Origin of the sequence: Nocardia sp. CA-084685 (assembly GCF_050955785.1) — a bacterium.
Classification (GTDB): Bacteria; Actinomycetota; Actinomycetes; order Mycobacteriales; family Mycobacteriaceae; genus Nocardia.
Genome location: NZ_CP192094.1, coordinates 2,065,630 through 2,083,691 on the forward strand (window position 1 = coordinate 2,065,630; position 18,062 = coordinate 2,083,691).

The 18,062-nt window shown below is 66.0% G+C and carries 15 protein-coding genes; 9 read left to right on the forward strand and 6 right to left on the reverse strand.

Translation table 11 applies throughout. The annotated features are described in order from the left end of the window. Positions 1–129 precede the first annotated feature (129 nt). From ACQP2U_RS09115 to ACQP2U_RS09125, 3 genes are all read left to right on the forward strand, one after another. Positions 130–1,104 carry an alpha-E domain-containing protein gene (locus tag ACQP2U_RS09115; RefSeq protein WP_433714260.1) on the forward strand — a complete coding sequence of 325 codons (975 nt, stop codon included), beginning with the start codon at positions 130–132 and terminating at the stop codon, positions 1,102–1,104. Then, the gene (locus ACQP2U_RS09120) at positions 1,101–1,943 is read left to right on the forward strand and encodes a transglutaminase family protein (protein WP_433714261.1); all 843 of its coding nucleotides are present in this window, start codon (positions 1,101–1,103) and stop codon (positions 1,941–1,943) included. Before ACQP2U_RS09115 ends, ACQP2U_RS09120 begins: the two co-directional genes overlap by 4 nt. 160 nt (positions 1,944–2,103) lie before the next feature. Next, complete coding sequence (locus tag ACQP2U_RS09125; protein WP_397033328.1) at positions 2,104–2,892, forward strand: aquaporin; 789 nt, start codon at positions 2,104–2,106, stop codon at positions 2,890–2,892. A 7-nt stretch (positions 2,893–2,899) separates the two neighbouring features. Here ACQP2U_RS09125 and ACQP2U_RS09130 read toward each other — a convergent pair whose 3' ends face one another. Both ACQP2U_RS09130 and ACQP2U_RS09135 read right to left on the reverse strand, forming a co-directional pair. Then, complete coding sequence (locus ACQP2U_RS09130; protein WP_397033326.1) at positions 2,900–3,478, reverse strand: type II toxin-antitoxin system PemK/MazF family toxin; 579 nt, start codon at positions 3,476–3,478, stop codon at positions 2,900–2,902. Between the two features lie 72 nt (positions 3,479–3,550). After that, complete coding sequence (locus tag ACQP2U_RS09135; RefSeq protein ID WP_433714262.1) at positions 3,551–4,279, reverse strand: hypothetical protein; 729 nt, start codon at positions 4,277–4,279, stop codon at positions 3,551–3,553. Between the two features lie 65 nt (positions 4,280–4,344). On the opposite strand from ACQP2U_RS09135, the gene ACQP2U_RS09140 reads away from it, so the two are divergent. The 3 genes from ACQP2U_RS09140 (at position 4,345) to ACQP2U_RS09150 (ending at position 7,662) form a co-directional block, all read left to right on the forward strand. Then, positions 4,345–4,998, forward strand: a complete 654-nt coding sequence (locus ACQP2U_RS09140; RefSeq protein WP_433714263.1) for a DUF6304 family protein — start codon at positions 4,345–4,347, stop codon at positions 4,996–4,998. A gap of 86 nt (positions 4,999–5,084) precedes the next feature. Continuing rightward, positions 5,085–6,947 carry a translation elongation factor 4 gene (gene lepA, locus ACQP2U_RS09145; RefSeq protein ID WP_433714264.1) on the forward strand — a complete coding sequence of 621 codons (1,863 nt, stop codon included), beginning with the start codon at positions 5,085–5,087 and terminating at the stop codon, positions 6,945–6,947. A 106-nt stretch (positions 6,948–7,053) separates the two neighbouring features. After that, positions 7,054–7,662, forward strand: a complete 609-nt coding sequence (locus ACQP2U_RS09150) for a Uma2 family endonuclease (protein ID WP_433714265.1) — start codon at positions 7,054–7,056, stop codon at positions 7,660–7,662. Positions 7,663–7,665: 3 nt separating this feature from the next. Here the strand turns inward: ACQP2U_RS09150 and ACQP2U_RS09155 are convergent, their stop codons facing one another. From ACQP2U_RS09155 to ACQP2U_RS09165, 3 genes are all read right to left on the reverse strand, one after another. Beyond that, the gene (locus tag ACQP2U_RS09155; RefSeq protein ID WP_433714266.1) at positions 7,666–9,033 is read right to left on the reverse strand and encodes a sensor histidine kinase; all 1,368 of its coding nucleotides are present in this window, start codon (positions 9,031–9,033) and stop codon (positions 7,666–7,668) included. Positions 9,034–9,135: 102 nt separating this feature from the next. Beyond that, the gene (locus tag ACQP2U_RS09160; RefSeq protein WP_433716410.1) at positions 9,136–9,816 is read right to left on the reverse strand and encodes a response regulator transcription factor; all 681 of its coding nucleotides are present in this window, start codon (positions 9,814–9,816) and stop codon (positions 9,136–9,138) included. A 41-nt stretch (positions 9,817–9,857) separates the two neighbouring features. After that, complete coding sequence (locus ACQP2U_RS09165) at positions 9,858–10,229, reverse strand: hypothetical protein (protein ID WP_433714267.1); 372 nt, start codon at positions 10,227–10,229, stop codon at positions 9,858–9,860. A 405-nt stretch (positions 10,230–10,634) separates the two neighbouring features. Here ACQP2U_RS09165 and ACQP2U_RS09170 point away from each other — a divergent pair, with 405 nt between their 5' ends. Both ACQP2U_RS09170 and ACQP2U_RS09175 read left to right on the forward strand, forming a co-directional pair. Continuing rightward, complete coding sequence (locus ACQP2U_RS09170) at positions 10,635–12,863, forward strand: hypothetical protein (protein ID WP_433714268.1); 2,229 nt, start codon at positions 10,635–10,637, stop codon at positions 12,861–12,863. Positions 12,864–12,949: 86 nt separating this feature from the next. Then, entirely contained in the window at positions 12,950–14,749 is a 1,800-nt protein-coding gene (locus tag ACQP2U_RS09175) for a hypothetical protein (protein ID WP_433714269.1), read from the forward strand. A 213-nt stretch (positions 14,750–14,962) separates the two neighbouring features. Here ACQP2U_RS09175 and ACQP2U_RS09180 read toward each other — a convergent pair whose 3' ends face one another. Further along, the gene (locus ACQP2U_RS09180) at positions 14,963–15,250 is read right to left on the reverse strand and encodes a hypothetical protein (protein WP_433714270.1); all 288 of its coding nucleotides are present in this window, start codon (positions 15,248–15,250) and stop codon (positions 14,963–14,965) included. A gap of 787 nt (positions 15,251–16,037) precedes the next feature. Between ACQP2U_RS09180 and ACQP2U_RS09185 the strand changes: the two genes are divergently transcribed. Then, positions 16,038–18,026, forward strand: coding sequence for a glycoside hydrolase family 15 protein (locus ACQP2U_RS09185; protein ID WP_433714271.1), 1,989 nt, complete (start codon positions 16,038–16,040; stop codon positions 18,024–18,026). Positions 18,027–18,062: the final 36 nt, after the last annotated feature.

Here is an 18,062-nt window from a genome sequence, read left to right on the forward strand (position 1 = left end):
CGGTGGGCCCGGATCCGACCGACAACAGCTCGGTGTGCCCGCGCAAATCCAGCAGCTCGCCGCGCCGCGCCGAATCCGGCAGCAGTCCGTGTCCGGGCCAGACCAGCGACAAGGCGGGGGAATACGCTGATGCTGGCCCGCAACGCCGAATCCCTCTATTGGATAGGACGATACGTCGAGCGTGCCGACGACACCGCGCGCATCCTCGACGTCGCGGTGCATCAGTTGCTCGAGGATGCCACGGTGGATCCGGACCGCACCTCGCGACTTCTTTTGCGGGTGTTGGGAATCGAGCCGCCCGCGGTCGAACTAGATGTCTGGTCGGTCACCGACCTGGTGGCCTTCAGCCACGACCACGGCAATTCCATTGTCGACTCGATCGCCAACGCACGCGAAAATGCCAGGGGCGCACGGGAAGTCACCTCCAGCGAGATGTGGGAGTGCCTGAACGCCACCTATATCGGGCTGACGGCCACCGAGAAGGCCGCCCGCAGCCTGGGCCCGCACGAATTCTTCCACTACATCAGGGGTCGGGCGGCGATGTTCGCCGGACTCTCCGACTCCACGCTCAGCCGCGACGACGGTTACCGCTTCCTGCTGCTCGGTCGCTCCATCGAACGCGTGGATATGACCGTGCGCCTGCTGCTTTCGCGCGCGGGCGACCGCACCTCGTCACCGGCCTGGGTGACCGTATTGCGCTCGGCCGGTGCGCACGACACCTATTTACGCACCCACCGCGGCGCACTGGACGCCCATCTGGTCGCCGAATTCATCCTGCTCGACCGGCTTTTCCCGCGTTCGGTCTTCCATTCGGTGCGGGTGGCCGAGGCCTGCCTCGCCGAACTCGATCAGCGCCCGACCAGCCGGGTCGGTGCGCGCCACGAGGCGCAGCGGCTGCTCGGTAGGGCCCGCAGCGAGCTCGAATTCCTGCCGCCCGGTGCGCTGCTGGAGGATCTGCAGAATCGCCTGCTTTCGCTGCAGAAGACCTGTCGCGAGGTCAGCGAGGCGATCGCGCTCCAGTACTTCCACGCCGCGCCATGGGTGGCCTGGACCGATCAGCGCGGGAGTCACGATAACCATGCGCAGGTGGAGGGAGAGCTGTGAGCTGGCGAATCAGGGTGGTGCACACCACCGGTTATGTTTACGACGCCCCGGTCACCCGGTCGTTCAACGAGGCTCGGCTCACTCCGCGCGCGGACAGTAGGCAGAACGTCATCCTGAATCGGGTCGAGACGGTGCCCTCCACCCGGTCCTATCGTTATACCGACTACTGGGGCACCGCGGTCACGTCCTTCGATCTGCACGCCCCGCATACCGAATTGGAGGTCACCGGGTCATCGGTGGTGGAGACCGAACCGTTCGCCGGTCCGGCCGAGGAGTTCTCCTGGGAGGAATTGCACTCCGCACACATCGGTGACCGTTTCGACGAAATGCTCTCGCCCACCGCCTATGTGCCGCAGAGCAAGAAACTGGCCACGACCGCGAAACAGCTCGCGCGCGGTGTGCCGCCCGCGAAAGCCGTTGTGCGTGCGGCCGAATGGGTGCACGACGAAATGAATTACATCGCGGGTACGACCTCGGTGCACACCTCGGCCGTACAGGCCTTCGCCGAACGTCGAGGCGTATGCCAGGATTACGCGCATCTGACCCTGGTTCTATTGCGCAGTATGGGGATTCCGAGCCGCTACGTCTCCGGATATCTGCATCCCGATCCGGCCGCCGAGATCAATACGACCGTCGCGGGGCAATCGCACGCCTGGATCGAGGCGTGGACCGGTGCGTGGTGGGGCTACGACCCGACCAATAATATCGCCATCAACGAACAGCACATTTCCGTTGGCGTCGGCCGCGACTATGCCGATGTGCCGCCGCTCAAGGGCATTTTCTCCGGCAGCGGTTCGACCGATCTGGAGGTCGTAGTGGAGATCACCAGGCTCGCCTAGCGCCGCACCGCCGTAGCGATCGCTTGCGGGTCGGTCGAAAGGGTCAGCGTTGTAGTGCTCACCCGTCTCGCGTAACGTCCAGTTTCATATCAGCCGTGATTTTCGTAGCAGGTCCCAAGCCCCGTTCATAAGGGGAAGACCCTCTCGGAAGGTGGCGCGTATGTCTCCCACTGCTCAGGAAGTCGTCGAGGAAGTCACCGAACTGGAGCCGACGCCGGAGGCCAAGAAGTGGGCCGCCGAAACGCTCGGCACATTCGTGCTGGTCATGAGCGGTGTCGGCACCGCGGTACTGGCCGGTGAGCGCGTCGGTGCGCTTGGCATAGCACTGGCCTTCGGCTTATCCCTGCTGTTTCTGGTCTACGCGATCGGGCCGATCTCCGGCTGCCACGTGAATCCCGCCGTGACCGTCGGGCAGTTGCTGCTCGGCAGGCTTTCGGTGATCTCCGCGGTCGGTTATGTGATCGCGCAACTGATCGGTGGGTTCCTGGCCGGACTCGTGCTGTTCGCGATCGCCAAGAATCTGCCCTCCTACGACCGTGCGGTCAACGGGCTCGGTGCGAACGGCTGGGGTAAGCACAGTCCGTCCGCGGTGCGCGGTCCGCTCGGACAGGTGGTGATCGAGAACGGCTACGGCCTGTCCGCGACGATCATCATCGAGGTCATGCTGACCGCGCTGCTGGTATTCGTGGTGCTGGCCTCCACCGACCAGATCTCCGATATTCCGCTGGCCGGACTGTCGATCGGCGTCACGCTCGCGGTCATCCACCTGATCTCGATCCCGGTGGACAACACCTCGGTGAATCCGGCCCGCAGCCTCGCCGTCGCCTTCTACCAGGACGGCGCCGGACCCCAGGTCTGGGTCTTCGTAGTGTTCCCGCTCATCGGTGGCGTGCTCGGTGCGTTGATCTACGGCCTACTGTTCGGCCGCTCCCGGGAAATGGTGTCTTGAATTCCGATCAATGCCAAGCGTATTCGGCGCATAGCCGGTGGGCGACCAGGTCGAAGGTCTTGCGGGCCAGGATCGCGCCTTCGCGGCGGATGCCGTCTTCCGGGACGTCGAGTACCCGATCGAGGCGGACCCAGCTCGGCCTGCCTTCGTGATCCCAACTGCCGCTGCCGATTCCGACCCAGTCGCGATCGTGGGCGCGCTCCGGATTCGACGACAGCATCAGCCCGAGCAGGGTCCTGCGGTCGCGGCCGACGACGAGCACCGGGCGATCCTTGCCGTTGTTCGGATCCTCCTCGAAGGGCACCCAGGTCCACACGATCTCGCCCGGATCGGCGCGGCCGTCCAACTGCGGGCAGTAGACGATCTGCCTGGCCCGCTCGGCGGTCGGTACCGGGGTCGATGCGGTCGGTCGGATCGCGACCGCCGGCGCCTTACGCGTCGCCAGCGACCCGACCGCGCGCTCGAGCAGCGATGAGCGCTGCAGCTTGTCGACCAACTTCGGTCCCTGCTGCTTGACGATCTTGGGCCCCTGCTCCTTCGCGATGAGGCCTAGCTGCTTGCCGAGCGTGTTCCAAGTTCGGGCCATCCTTGGATGGTAACGGCGCGATCTCGAGTTCTCATCAGCGCTGTCTACCGCCCGGTAGCACGTGTTCGCGCCTCAGGCGCCGGTCCGCTGCCGCGTCCGTGTCGAAAATGGTTGCAGCACAGGATATCTGCTGGTCGAGACGGTATCGAGGTTGCGATCCGCGCCGATCCGGGTGACCGAGTCGAGCATGCGTCGCACCCGCTCCTGGAACTCGTCCGCGTCGCGCGCGCCGTACCAGACCAGTGGATCGGTGAGTGCCGCCGCTGGAAACTGTTCCTCGACAATGGCATCGATGGCGGGCGCGTCCGGTGTGATCGCCCGGACCACCACGTTCTGGGTATAGCCGAATGTCGATTGCGTCTCGATGGCCACCGTGGTATGCCGTCCCTGCCAGTCGCCCAGCCAGTGTTCCCAGGTGAGTTCGGCGGGCTTGCGCAGGAAGGCGAGGTTGCCGAAGCCCTCGGTGCGGGTGGGGACCGAATCATCGAGCCGCAGCGGCACCGACTCGGTCACCAGGTAGCCGTGTGTCGCGGTGGCGAATTCGGCGAGAAGGTCGGCCGCGGCCGCGGCCTCGGGACCGTAGCTCCGTTCGACCCAGACCGTGACCGCCGCCGCGATCGGCGGGTCCAGCGTCACCATGCGCATCAGTGCGGCCTGGACTTCCGCATCGCGGACATAGACGGTGACACCCGCGACCCCGAGGTCGACCAGTTGCGCGGCCACCGTGGTGCGCAGCGATTCGCACCACGACTCGGTCGCCTCGGCATCGGATCGACGCAGGACGAAAACCAATTTCTCCACCCACCGAAAATACGGCGAATTCTTGGTTAGAGTCGGGCAATTCGTCGCGGGAGAAGGATCCAGCTGTGCAACCGCAGGTTTTTCCGGGGACCTACACCGACGAGCACGGTACCGAGCACATCATGTGGCGGATCGGGCCATCTCGGCACTGGGGTCCGAACCGGTTCGATATCCGCACAGTCATCCGTGGCGTTCCGGTGGCGGGTCCGGACTTCGACGCGCTGGGTCCCTATGACAAGACCGCAGCGCTTCGGGTCGGACTTCCCGTCGACGAGTGGGATGCCATCTCGGGCTGTGCCCTCTCCGGCGAACTGCCCTGCTCGGTGCAGGCGCACGACCAGCGGCAACCCGGTGTGATCCATTTCCGGCTGACACTGCCGCCAGGCGGGGTAGGGGAGTCGCTCGAACTCGCCATCGACATCGACGGGCTGACCTACCAGGGCACCGACAGATATTTCGAGGACGCGCTGTTCCGACTCGGACAGCAGTTCCCGGACGATGTCCGTCTGCTCTCCTGCATTACCTGCCTGTTCTCCGACTACTCGCCGTACGGCCACGGCCTCACCGGCATGTGGTGTCACCGCGATGCCAAGGACCAGTACCTCACGGTCCGCACCAAGGACGACTATTTCGAGGTGCCGGTGACCGAACAGGTGCCCGAGACCTACCTGTGCGCCGACTACACGCACCGCATTCCGGGCACCGGCTATCGCGGCTGAACAGTGGTACGGAACCCGCAACGGTGAACCGCTGACAGTGCCGCTACCTCGCGCATGGGACGATAGACGGCAGTTTGCCGATACCCATGAGGAGTGGAGTGCCCGCCAGCTTCGCCGACACGACGTTCACCGATCCCGCCCGGATCCGGAACTTCTGCATCATCGCGCACATCGACCACGGCAAGTCGACGCTGGCCGACCGCATGCTGCAGCTCACCGGTGTGGTCGAGGAGCGGGCGATGCGCGCCCAATACCTGGACCGGATGGATATCGAGCGCGAACGCGGCATCACCATCAAAGCCCAGAATGTGCGGCTGCCGTGGCAGGTCGACGGCACCGACTATGTACTGCATCTGATCGATACACCCGGCCACGTCGACTTCACCTACGAAGTGTCGCGGGCGCTCGAGGCGTGCGAAGGTGCGGTGCTGCTGGTCGACGCGGCGCAGGGCATCGAGGCGCAGACACTGGCGAATCTGTACCTGGCGCTGGACAAGGATCTGACGATCATCCCGGTGCTGAACAAGATCGACCTGCCCGCCGCCGATCCGGACCGCTACGCCGCCGAGATCGCCCATATCGTCGGCTGCGAACCCGATGACGTGCTGCGGGTCTCCGGTAAAACCGGTGTCGGTGTGGCGGAGCTGCTGAACGAGGTCATCAAGCAGGTGCCCCCGCCGGTCGGCGATCCGGACGCCCCCGCGCGGGCCATGATCTTCGACTCCGTCTATGACACCTATCGCGGCGTGGTCACCTACGTCCGTGTGGTGGACGGCAAGATCGTTCCGCGCGAGAAGATCAAGATGATGTCCACCGGTGCGACACACGAGTTGCTCGAAGTCGGCATCGTGTCCCCGGAGCCCAAGCCCACCCAGGGCCTCGGCGTCGGCGAGGTCGGTTATCTCATCACCGGCGTGAAGGATGTGCGCCAGTCGAAGGTCGGCGATACCGTCACGTCCGCGCGCGGCGGTGCCAGCGAACCGCTCACCGGCTATCGCGAGCCGCGGCCGATGGTGTACTCGGGTTTGTACCCGGTCGACGGCTCGGACTATCCGGACCTGCGCGACGCGCTCGACAAGCTCCAGCTCAACGACGCCGCGCTGACCTACGAGCCGGAGACCTCGGTGGCGCTCGGCTTCGGTTTCCGCTGCGGCTTCCTCGGCCTGCTGCATATGGAGATCACCCGCGAACGCCTGCAGCGCGAATTCGATCTGGACCTGATCTCGACCGCACCCAATGTGGTCTACAAGGTGGAGATGGAAGACGGCAGCGAGCACGTTGTCACCAACCCGTCCTACTGGCCGGAGGGCAAGGTGCGCCATGTGTACGAGCCGGTGGTGAAGTGCACCGTCATCTCGCCGAGCGAATTCATCGGTTCGATCATGGAGCTGTGCCAGGGTCGCCGCGGCGAACTCGGTGGCATGGACTATCTGTCCGAGACCCGGGTCGAGCTGCGCTACACCATGCCGATGGCGGAGATCATCTTCGACTTCTTCGACTCGCTGAAGTCACGCACCCGCGGCTATGCCAGCCTCGACTACGAGGAGTCGGGCGTGCAGGAGTCGCATCTGGTCAAGGTCGACATTCTGCTGCAGGGCGAGGCGGTGGACGCGTTCAGCGCGATCGTGCACCGCGACGCCGCCCAGGCCTATGGCAACAAGATGACCACCAAACTGCGCGAACTCATTCCGCGCCAGCAGTTCGAGGTGCCCATCCAGGCCGCCATCGGCTCGAAGATCATTGCCCGCGAGAACATCCGCGCTATCCGCAAGGACGTGCTCGCCAAGTGCTACGGCGGTGACATCAGCCGTAAGCGCAAACTGCTCGAGAAGCAGAAGGAGGGCAAGAAGCGCATGAAGACCATCGGCCGCGTGGACGTCCCCCAGGAAGCTTTCGTAGCCGCCCTCTCCTCCGACGCCGCCTCCGATAAACCGAAGGGGCAGAAATAGGTTCGCCACTCCGGCGGCGGTCGGCACACCGCGGGATAGTGCCTCTCGGGGAACGACCATGAGGCAGGATCCGTTGTCAGGTGGGCAGAAACCGAGGAGGCGGGCTGTGACTGTGGTGCACGACGACCCGACTCTTGTATCGGAGGAGGGGCCCATCCTCGCGACTGAGTTCGAGTCGATCGCTCGTGCCGTCGAGCGTGAGACCGAAGGCGTGCAGGTTGAACTCATCGGCGGACGACTGGGGGTCAAACGTGCGCCCGATGGCGACCATGGCCGGATACTCAACTGGCTGCTCCTGCTGCTGATGCCGTTGAACCCGGGACTATTTCTCCATGTCATCGGGCAGGGCTTGGCCGTCGGGTCGTACCGTAAGGGACGAGCTCGTCCTGACGGCATTCTGGCGCCACCTGATGCGTTCGCTGGCGCGGGTGAGTGGGCCGCACCGGATGCCGTGGTGATGACGGTGGAAGTCACCTCTCATGATTCCGACACCAACCGGCGCGATCGAATTGACAAGCCGATCGCCTATGCGCGAGCTGGGATTCCGCTCTACCTGCTCATCGATCGCGAGGCCGGCAAGGTAGTCGTTCACAGCCAGCCCGATGAAGATGGCTACCAGGACGTGCACAGCTACGCATTCGGGCGCGCGGTGAGCCTGCCGGAGCCGGTCGGCCTCACGTTCGATACCGAATCGCTCAAAGATATGGCCGACTGAGCCTCAGCCATCGTCCAGGGCGGCAATTCGGACGCGCAGGCGGACGCCCCCCAGTGGGCTGCGGTCGAGTTCAGCTGTGCCGGAATGGAGTTCGGCTTGTTGGCGCACGAGAGCGAGGCCCAGGCCGGAGCCGGGGGAGCCCGGGCCTTTGACGAAGCGGTCGAAGGCGGCGGGGCGCAGGGTTTCGGGGATGCCGGTGCCGTCGTCGTCGATCGTGATGTCGATTGTGCCGGAGTCGGCGCGGTGGGCGGCGATCGTGACGGTGTCCGCCTGACCGTGCTGGACGGCGTTGGCGACTGCATTGGTGACGATGAGCATGAGTCCACCCGGTAGCCCGTTCACTGTGGTCGGGGTGCATTCGGTGAGATCGATGCTGACCTCGGGGTGTCGGCGACGGGCGTCTTGTACCGCGCGGTCGAGGATTTCGCACAGTTCGAAGGGTTCGAAGGCGTCGGATTCGGTTAGTTCGCCGACCGCGAGTTGTTCCAGATCGGTCAGGGTGTTCTCGATCTGGCGCTCAGCGAGCAGAACATCGGCGAGTACCGCGCGGTGCTGGTCGGCGGGTAATTCCTTGGTGGCCAGGACTTCCAGGTCGGTACGCATAGCGGTGAGCGGTGTGCGCAACTCATGGGCGCAGACCGCGGCGAAGTCTCTGGCGCTGGCAAGTGCGCGATTGGTGGCGCCGTGTGCCGCCTCCAGTCGGGTGAGCATGCGGGTGATGGCATCGGAAAGTTCCTCCGCCTCACGGGCTCCGCGACCGCTCAGTGGGGGGAGCTGTTCGAGGGTATCGATGCCGTGCGTAGCGGCGGCCAGTCTGCGCAGTGGACTGGCGGCGTAACCGGCCAGGAACCAGCCGAGCACCGCGGCGAGCAGCACGCCCGCGATGCCGATCCCGACGCCGATCAACTGGCTGCGGCGGATGGCCGAATCCACCAGTGCGCGATCGGGTTCGAGCCGGACCACTAAACCGGGCGCGCCTGCGACAACGGTGCGGACGTCACCGGGGCCCACGATCACGCGCCCGGGTACGGCAGGATCTAGTGGGGGCAGGGGGATGTCGGGCCCTAGTTGCGGGGCGGCGATTGCGGGACCCGGTTGGGGGGCGACGATGGTGGGATCTAGTTGCGGTGTGGGGCGGGTCTGTGGATCGGGGAGGGTTCGAATCACTACGTGCGGTGGCGTATCCAGTGGTGGCGCGATGGCGACGCCCATGGTCGAGACCGTGTCGTCGAACTGACGGGAACCGGTGGCGTCGAGAAGTGCCGTGTAGACGATGCCGAGCGTGACCGCGACAAGCGCCGCGACCACGCCCGACACCAGCGCCACACGAGCGCGCAACGACAGGGACACTTTGCCTTTCGCAGACTTCACTGTCCGGCCCCGCCGACTCGTCGGCGCTCGGGTCGTTGTGCTGGAACCGACGGCGCTGCTCGCTCACGATTCCGCTGCTCGCTCACGATTCCTCCATAGCGCTCATGATTCCTCCCGCAGTACGAATCCGACCCCACGCACCGTATGGATAACCCGAGACGCACCGTGCGCCTCCAACTTCCGCCGCAGATAGGAGACGAACACATCCACCACATTGGTGTCGGTGCTGAAGTCGTAACCCCAGACCGCGGAAAGGATCTGCTCGCGGCTGAGCACGATGCCGATGTTCTCGGCCAGCAGTGCGAGCACCTCGAATTCCCGTTTGGTCAGCTCCACTTGCTGTCCGCTCGCGAAAACCCGATGCCCGGCCCGATCGATGCGCACCCGGCCGACTTGGCGTTGGTCGTCACCGGACGGCCGGATCAGCGCGGGTCGACGGCGCAGCAACGCATGCAGGCGCGCGACGAGTTCGCCGAGGTCGAAGGGTTTGGTCAGGTAATCGTCGGCCCCGCGCTCCAGGGCCGCGATGCGATCGCTGACCGCGGTGCGCGCGCTCAGCACACAGATCGGAATGTCGTTGCCCATCGCACGCAATGCCGTAACCACGCCCGCCCCATCCAGATTCGGCATATTCACATCGAGCACCATGGCGTCCGGCTCGGCGCTGCGGACCATCGACAGCGCCTCGGCGCCGTCCCCCGCAGTGACCACGTCGAAGTCCGACAGTTCGAGCCCCCGCCGCAGCGAGGCGAGAACTCGAACCTCGTCGTCCACGACCAAGATGCGTTGTCCGGTCATGGCGCCACCATAGAGCCGCCCCTCGGTCAGCTGCCGCTACTGCCGCTCGGCGCAGGACGGGCGGGCTGGATGTATACGACGCCGGGGCGAGCCGGTTCGCCGGGCCGGCCAGGCGCCACGATGACCGGTCCGGACGGATCGATATCCGGGCAGCCGGGCGGTTCGACGAGCGGCGGTAGCGGTGCGCCCGGAGCGCCGAGGCCTCGACGCTCCAGGATCACCACGTGGGGCTCGCCTGGGCCCTGCACGACGCACGTCACCGTCAGGTCCCCGTCGTCCGGCAGCGGCGGATGGGCCCAGGCGGCTCCTGCGACCAGCGCGGTCGCGGTGACGGCGAATGCGGTACCCGTGACGATCGTGGCAATGCGGGCTCGGCCGCGTCCGAGGGGTGCGGTCATGATGCGATCTCCTTCGCGTCGGTGCCGGGGCTGTTCCGGCGAGAACGACGCTAAGCAGCGCAACTTCACCATCTCTTGAGCAATCATTAGAAATCTCTTGCGGCGCAGCCAACTCGGGCTGTACGCGTGGTCGCCGACGAGTTAGTCTCGTCGACACGGTTTCGGGCCGCGGGTTCGGAGCGCTCGAGCAGGTCCGATGGCAACACCGGCCCCAGTTCGGGGTGCCCGCAGAAACAGGGCTTCCGTTCTGGTTTTTCCAATGGCAAGGTTATGTTGCTCGTCACAGTCGTATGCTCTGCGGACCTGCAGAATGTGACAGTTGGGTTTTCCGGAATATCGTTGAATGATCTTCACTCGGTCTGCCCGGCGTGGTGAGGATGCTGGAAACCTGAGAGTGGAGCTTGCATGACGAGTGACCTGCCCTTCGACAGCGATGCCACCGAAGCTGACGATCGTGCGGGCGATACCGCCTATCGCGTTGCCACCGGCGTCGCGCGGGTAGCGCGAGCGGGCGCGTACGTCACCGGCGGCGCGCTGGTCGCCACCAATGGTGGTCCCGCCCCCGTCCATCCCGGCGGCGGGCAACGGCTCGACAGCTGGACTTCGGCCTACACCCGTGACCCCGAACCGGGCGCGCCGAGTCCCGTGGTCACCTTTCCGGATCCGGACCCGGATTCGACTCCGCCCGCACCAGTGCATTCGTCGACACCCACCCCGCGCGATGTCAGCGTCAACGCGCCGTTCACCATCCCGAATGTGCCCAATTCCGGCGTGTACATCGGGCCTGTGCCGCAGCAGCATTCAGTGCAGCCGTGGCAGAACACCGGGTACGGCAACAGTTATCAGCCCGGGCTCGGTCTCGGAACCGAGAGCGAACGGTCCGGACTCGATCTGCACAGCGATGCACCGCAGTCCGGGCTCGATCTCGGTACTGGACACGTGCCGGGCGGCCTCGGCAAACTGCCCGGATTAGACTTCGGTCACGGCGATCACGGTTTCAACCTCCCCGACCCGAACGGCTTCCTCGCTCCGGGTGCGAATCCTTTTACTCTGCCCCGTGTTCCGGCGTCAGCCCACAACACGGCGATCAGCGAGTCGGTGAGCAGTGATGCCGAAAGCACCGACGACGGCGATGCGGACGCGAGTCACCTTCCGTATTACGGCGGAAACATGTTTCACAGCGGCGCCACCGGGGGTAATGGTGCGCTGTTCCATGGTGACGACGCGTATTACGGCAACCACGCGTTCGACGGGAGCGATGCATTCCACGGCGCCGATATGTTCCACGGTGTCGGTAACCCGGAGGCGGTCGGCGTCTTCATCGATGCAGCGGCCGCTTTCAGCCTGCACACCGAACTCGAAGTCGACTTGAGTGTCGGTCCGCACGGGATGTACCTGGCCACACAGTCCAAGGTCGAGGTCGACGGCGCACTGAAGGTCGAGGTCGGCGCAGGTCGGGTCGGTGACAATATCGACAGGTTCTCCGATTGGCTCGGCCAAACCCCCGGCAGCGCCGGACGTTCCGGCCTCGACAGTTCCGGTGCACATGGCACGGTCAACCCGGTCGGCACCCAGCCCGTCGGCGGATCCCCGTACTCGGCCGTGCAGCCCGTCGCGGTGCAGCCCGTGCAGCCGTTCGCGGCGCCGCTGCCCGCTCCGATCGCACCGGCCGTCGCGCCCGCGGCGGTGGCCCCCGCCGTCGTCGCGCCCGCCGCGGTTGCCGCGCCGGTCGCCGCCACCCCGCTGCAAACCACGATTCAGCCGGATGTGGCGAGCACCCCGGTCGCCAATGTCCTTGTCGCGCCGCCGGGTCCGTCGCCGCTGACCGCGCCCGCCGCGACGGTGCCCGCCCTGTTCGAGCCGAGACCGGTTCCGGCGAAGCATCCGGTCGCGGTCGACGATTCGCATCCGACCACCACACCGGTGACCAGCACCCCGACCACCGTCACCAAGACGGTGCCGATCCCCGCCGACAACACCACCGGGCATCCGACCAAGACGCCCGATACGGGAGCCACCAAGCCCGGCCACACCACGGTTCCGGACACCGATGCCACTGGGACGACGAAGATCCCGACGGCGACCCAAGCGCCGACCACCCAGGCTCCCACCACGCACGCGCCGACGCACACGACGACACCGGACGACGACGATGTGACGCTTCCGAGCACCGGCAACGGCGGCACCAGTACCGGCCACACCGGCGGGACCACCCCGAGTACCGTCAACGGCGGCAATTCCATCCCGAATACCCACACCACTCAGCCGGACGTCGACGACCCGACCGTGGACGTCCCGACCGTCTCGGTGCCGACGGTCACCCACTCCGCACCGACGGTCGTGCCGACCCCGGATATCGATATCCCGACCGCGAACTCCCCGGCGCCGATCCCGACTCAGCAGCCGCACGTCCCCGCGCCGACGATGCCGGCACCGGTCACGCCGGTGAAGCCGCCGACGCACCCGATCGCCGCCGAAATCAGCGACCCGGCCGATTTCGGGCACCCGGTATACGAGCCCGACCATGCGTCGATGAGCCTCATGGCCGCTGGGCTGTCCACCCCGCTGCTGCCCGATCCGGGTATGCACGACGGCCACCACCTCATGCCGGGCCTGGATATCACCTTGATCTAGGAAGCCGGATGGGGGTCGCGCGCACCCGTCGCGCTCGCGCATGTCATCGTCGAACGCGATATCCGCAAGACAGTTAGGAGGAGCGGTTGTCTGCCGCAGCCGGGCTGGAGGCCGCCACGGTGAAACATCCGGAGGCGATGGCGCCGGTCATCGGAATCCTCGATCGACTGCAGGAGATGACTCGCTCCGCGGGCCGGCAAGACCTGGGTGGCCGACTGAGTATGGTTCGGGCCAGGGTCAGTGATCCGCGGCTGCGCCTGGTGGTCGTAGGTGCCGCGAAGAACGGTATGAGCACCCTGGTCAATGGCCTGATCGGGGCGCGGGTGAGCGCCACCGAGAGTGCGCTGAGTGTGCCGGTGATCGCGGAGTTCGGACCGGAACCGACCGCCGTGCTGGTGAAATCGCTGGGCGCGGGCCGGATCGAACGTCAGCCAGTCGATCCGCTGGATCCCGGGCCCGCGCTGGCTGCCGACGGGGTGATCCGCGCCGAATTCACCGAGCCGAGTCCGCTGCTCGCCGAGGGCCTCGTCCTGATGGACGCACCCGGCTCGAACGGCGACGATCACACCACCTGGTCGATGATCGCCGCAGCGGATGCCGTGCTCTACGTCGGTGACGCCGGAACCGAGTTCAGCGCGGAACAGATCGACTATCTCGTGCGCATCCAACAGCTGTGTCCGACGGTCATCTGCGCGCTGAACAAGATCGACCTGCACCCGCACTGGCAGCACACCCAACAGCGCAATCGCGAGCTATTGGACGCGGCCGGTCTCGGCTTCGCGGTGGCACCGGTCTCCGCGCTGCTGCACTTGCAGGCGGGCAATTATCAGCGCGATATCGAATCCGGCGTGCCCCAACTGGTCGACCACCTGCGCGACTACGTGCTGGCACGGGCCGACAGCCTGGTGCTGGAAGCCGCGGCCAACGACATCCGGCTGGTCGCCGACCATTTGGCCGTGACCCTGCGGACCGAGGCCGAGGCGCTGCGCGATCCGCGGCGCCGGGTGGAGATCACCGAACAATTGGTAGCCGCCCGCGACCAGGCCGATCAGCTGCGACAGCGCTCGGCCAACTGGCAGGTCACCCTCGGTGACGGCAGCACGGAGCTGATGGCCGATATCGAACACGATCTGCGGCACCGGCTACGCAGCCTGGTGCGCGATGCCGAGGCCGAGATCGTCCGGACCGATCCGGCCCGCCGCTGGCAGGATTTCGGCGCGGATCTGGACGCGCGCATCTGCGAGGCGGTCGAAGAGAATTTCGTGGTGGCGCACTACCGGGCGGTGGAACTGTCCGAACAGGTGGCCGCCAAATTCCCCGCCGATCACCGCGCTCCGCCGCTACCGGATCTACGCCTGGAAAATCCCGGTGAAGTGCTCGACCATGTGGCGCGGTTGGAACCGCTGATCAGCGGGAAAGCCGGTTTCCTCGGCCAATTCCTTACCGTCATGCGCGGGTCCTACGGTGGTCTGCTCATGGTCGGTGTGCTCACCAGCCTGCTGAAAATGCCACTGGTGAACTGGTACTCGGCCGCCGCCGCCCTCCTGCTCGGCGCCAATGCGCTGTGGGACGACCGCAAGGCTCGCAAGCAGCGCCGTCAGGCCGAGGCCAAGGTTTCCGTGGCCAGGCTGATGGACGATGTGATCTTCCAGGTCGGTAAGGAATCCCGAAACCGGTTGCGAGCCGTGCAACGCACCCTGCGCGATCACTTCACTGATATCGCCACCGACGTACTCCACACCGCCGACGAACGTTTACGCGTCGCGGAGGTGGCCTACGGCAAATACGGCGACCACCGCGAAGAACGCATCGCCGACCTGGATGTGCAACTCGGCAGGTTGCGCGGACTGCGCGCCGAGGCCGATGGGATCAGCGCGGCCGCGTAGGTCGGAGGCGGTGCTGCCCGCGTTTCACGCTCGAGCCTGCACCGACTCATGGCAGGCGACAACGCTGAGCCGAGGTCGGCGAGCGCGTCCCTGACGTCGGTAGAGAAGTCAACGACCGGCGGACGGAACGACTCCGCTAGCGGGTTATGAGCCAGGCGATGACCACGAGCACGAGCAGGGCGATCAAGGCGAGCTGAACGCGGGAACGCGGCATCAACGCGCCCCGCTCTGCGCGGTCTCGCGCACCGCCACCCGCGGCGCGATCGGCTCGGGCATCAGGACAGGCTCGGGGCCTACGACATCCTCCGCGGTAAGTGCCGTCGAGGTCGCACGATTACGGCCGAGCAGTTGCAGCGAGATCCGCAGCAGCCGGTCCAGCAGGTACGCGATGGCGAAGCTGACCGGAACCATGCCGACCAACACCACGATGAACTGTGGGATAAACGGCAATCCCGCGACCCACAGCTCGAAGCCGTCCCACCACCCTGCGATCTGATGCACGGCACCAGCCTAGCGCTGTGTCTTTGGCAGCGCCTCCGGCGCTGCGTGTTCGCGGCCCCCTGGTGTCTCGCGTCCGAGCCGTCGAGACTCGCGCCTGCGGCGCATGCGCTTCGACGGCTCGGACGCGAGACGGGCCGCGAACAGTCGCTCGTAAGACTCGCTCCGTTGGGGCTGGGGATGGCGGGGGGCGTTCAGCACCTGATGCACGCGTCCCCGAAGGTCAAGTGCCGCGCCTGCGGGCGCATGCGCTACGACAGCTCCGCCGCGAGACGGGCCGCGAACTCCTCGCTCGTAAGATTCGCTCCGTTGTGGTTGGTGATGGCGGGGGCGTTCGGCACCTGATGCACGCGTACCGGAAGGTCGAGACTCGCGCCTGCGGGCGCATGCGTTTGGACGGCTCGGGCGCGAGTAAGACAGAGAGTATGTGTGGGAGCCCCGCAGCGGTCGTCCTGACTCTTCGTAAGACTGACCTCGGTGTCTTGGGTGAGATCTGTCGGTCGGTCTACCGCGGGGTTCTCGTGCACCCACCGGACGCGGCGCCTGTGACTTCATAGGAGCCTGCTGCAGCAGACCTGTCTCTGTCTGGTGCGTGCCGCCCTGCCCGCACTCCAGGCAAGACAGGACGCGCTCGTTCCACCATGACACACAACCCTGCTCCCGGCGTCGCAGTTGTCGGCTCGCTCCGTGGTGGCTGAGGTCGCGTGGCAAGTCTCGTGGTGGTCAGGCGCGCTGGTCGGGTTTCGGCGCGCTAGGTGGACGACACGGGCGGGCGGGCCGAAGATGAGGTATGGCGTCTTCTGATGATCTGACCGTCGACGAACCTGCCGACCTGCCTGTGCTCAGTCAGCTGACCCAGGTGCACCAGCACGCCACCTATCCGCCGATCGACGATTACGCATTCCTGTCCGACTGCGAGACCAGCTGTCTGATCGCCAGCAATGGCGGCGTCGAGTGGATGTGTGTGCCACGACCCGATTCGCCGAGCATCTTCGGTGCGATGCTCGATCGCAGCGCCGGACATTTCCGGATCGGCCCGTACGGGGTCAATGTGCCCGCGGCACGGCGGTATCTGCCAGGCGGCATGATCCTGGAAACCACCTGGCAGACCGAGACCGGCTGGCTGATCGTGCGCGACGCACTGGTGCTCGGTCCATGGCACAACAACGATCAGCGCAGCAAGACTCATCGCCGCACGCCGATGGACTGGGATGCCGAGCACGTCCTGCTGCGCACGGTGAAGTGTGTGAACGGCACGGTCGAGCTGGAGATGAGCTGCGAACCGGCCTTCGACTACCACCGCGCCCCGGCCCGCTGGGAGTACACCGGCAAGGTGTACGAGGAGGCCACCGCCGTGCGCACCACCGATCCGACCGCGGGCCCGACGCTGGTGCTGACCACCGACCTGCGGCTCGGACTCGAGGGCCGCGAGGCTCGGGCAAGGACCAGGATGAAGGAGGGTGACGAAGTGTTCGTCGCGCTGACCTGGTCGGAACTGCCCGCACCGCGCACCTTCGAAGAGGCGGCGCAGAAGATGTGGCAGACCACCGAATGCTGGCGGCAATGGATCACCCTCGGCGATTTCCCGGATCATCCGTGGCGCAATTACTTACAGCGCAGCGCGCTCACGCTCAAGGGGCTCACCTACGCGCCGACCGGTGCGCTGATGGCCGCGGCCACCACCTCGCTTCCGGAAACTCCTGGCGGCCAACGCAATTGGGACTACCGCTATACCTGGGTACGCGATTCCAGCTTCGCGCTGTGGGGTCTGTACACCCTCGGCCTCGACCGCGAGGCCAATGACTTCTTCGCCTTCCTCAGGGACGCCACCACTGGCGACAACGGTGAACCCGTTCCGCTGCAGGTGCTCTACGGTATCGGCGGCGAACGCGACCTCACCGAGAGCACGCTCGACAATCTGACCGGCTACGACGGCGCCAAACCGGTGCGTATCGGCAACGGCGCCTACAACCAGGACCAGCACGATATCTGGGGCACCATGCTCGACGCGGTGTACCTGCACGTGAAATCCCGGCAACAGGTGCCGGAGTCGCTGTGGCCGCTGCTGGAGCGCCAGGTCCAGGCGACCATCGCGCACTGGCAGGAGCCCGATCGCGGCATTTGGGAAGTACGCGGTGAGCCACGGCATTTCACCTCATCGAAGGTAATGTGCTGGGTGGCGCTGGACCGCGGTGCGAAACTGGCCGAACTGCACGGTGCGTACGAGCGGGCCACCGAGTGGTACACCATCGCCGACCAGATCAAGGCCGATATCCTCACCAACGGCGTGAATGCCGACGGAGTCTTCACCCAGACTTACGGCGGCGACACCCTCGACGCCTCACTGCTGCTAGTGGTGCTGAACCGCTTCCTGCCGCCCACCGATCATCGGGTCCGCGCCACCGTGCTCTCGATCGCCGACCGGCTCACCGAGAACGGTCTGGTGCTGCGCTACCGGACCGAAACCACCGATGACGGACTGACCGGTGCCGAGGGCACCTTCACCATATGCTCGTTCTGGCTGGTCTCCGCGCTGGTGGAGATCGGCGAGTTGCAGCGGGCCCGGCATCTGTGCGAGCGACTGCTCGGCTACGCGAGTCCACTGCGGCTCTATGCCGAGGAAATCGATTCGCGCAGTGGACGTCATCTCGGCAACTTCCCGCAGGCATTCACCCATCTGGCCCTGATCAACGCGGTGACGCACGTGATCAGGGCAGAGCAGTCACACACCTCTGGCGCCTTCCAGCCAGCGCATACACCGGTGAGCCGACCCTCTTAGGCCGTGGGGGGGCCGAGCGATGTCGACTCCAGCTTT

Coding starts and splice junctions, on each gene's coding strand:
- ACQP2U_RS09170 (WP_433714268.1), top strand. CDS start 10,635: ATGACGAGTGACCTGCCCTTCGACAGCGATGCCACCGAAGCTGACGAT.
- ACQP2U_RS09115 (WP_433714260.1), top strand. CDS start 130: ATGCTGGCCCGCAACGCCGAATCCCTCTATTGGATAGGACGATACGTC.
- lepA (WP_433714264.1), top strand. CDS start 5,085: ATGAGGAGTGGAGTGCCCGCCAGCTTCGCCGACACGACGTTCACCGAT.
- ACQP2U_RS09165 (WP_433714267.1), bottom strand. CDS start 10,229: ATGACCGCACCCCTCGGACGCGGCCGAGCCCGCATTGCCACGATCGTC.
- ACQP2U_RS09185 (WP_433714271.1), top strand. CDS start 16,038: ATGGCGTCTTCTGATGATCTGACCGTCGACGAACCTGCCGACCTGCCT.
- ACQP2U_RS09130 (WP_397033326.1), bottom strand. CDS start 3,478: ATGGCCCGAACTTGGAACACGCTCGGCAAGCAGCTAGGCCTCATCGCG.
- ACQP2U_RS09125 (WP_397033328.1), top strand. CDS start 2,104: ATGTCTCCCACTGCTCAGGAAGTCGTCGAGGAAGTCACCGAACTGGAG.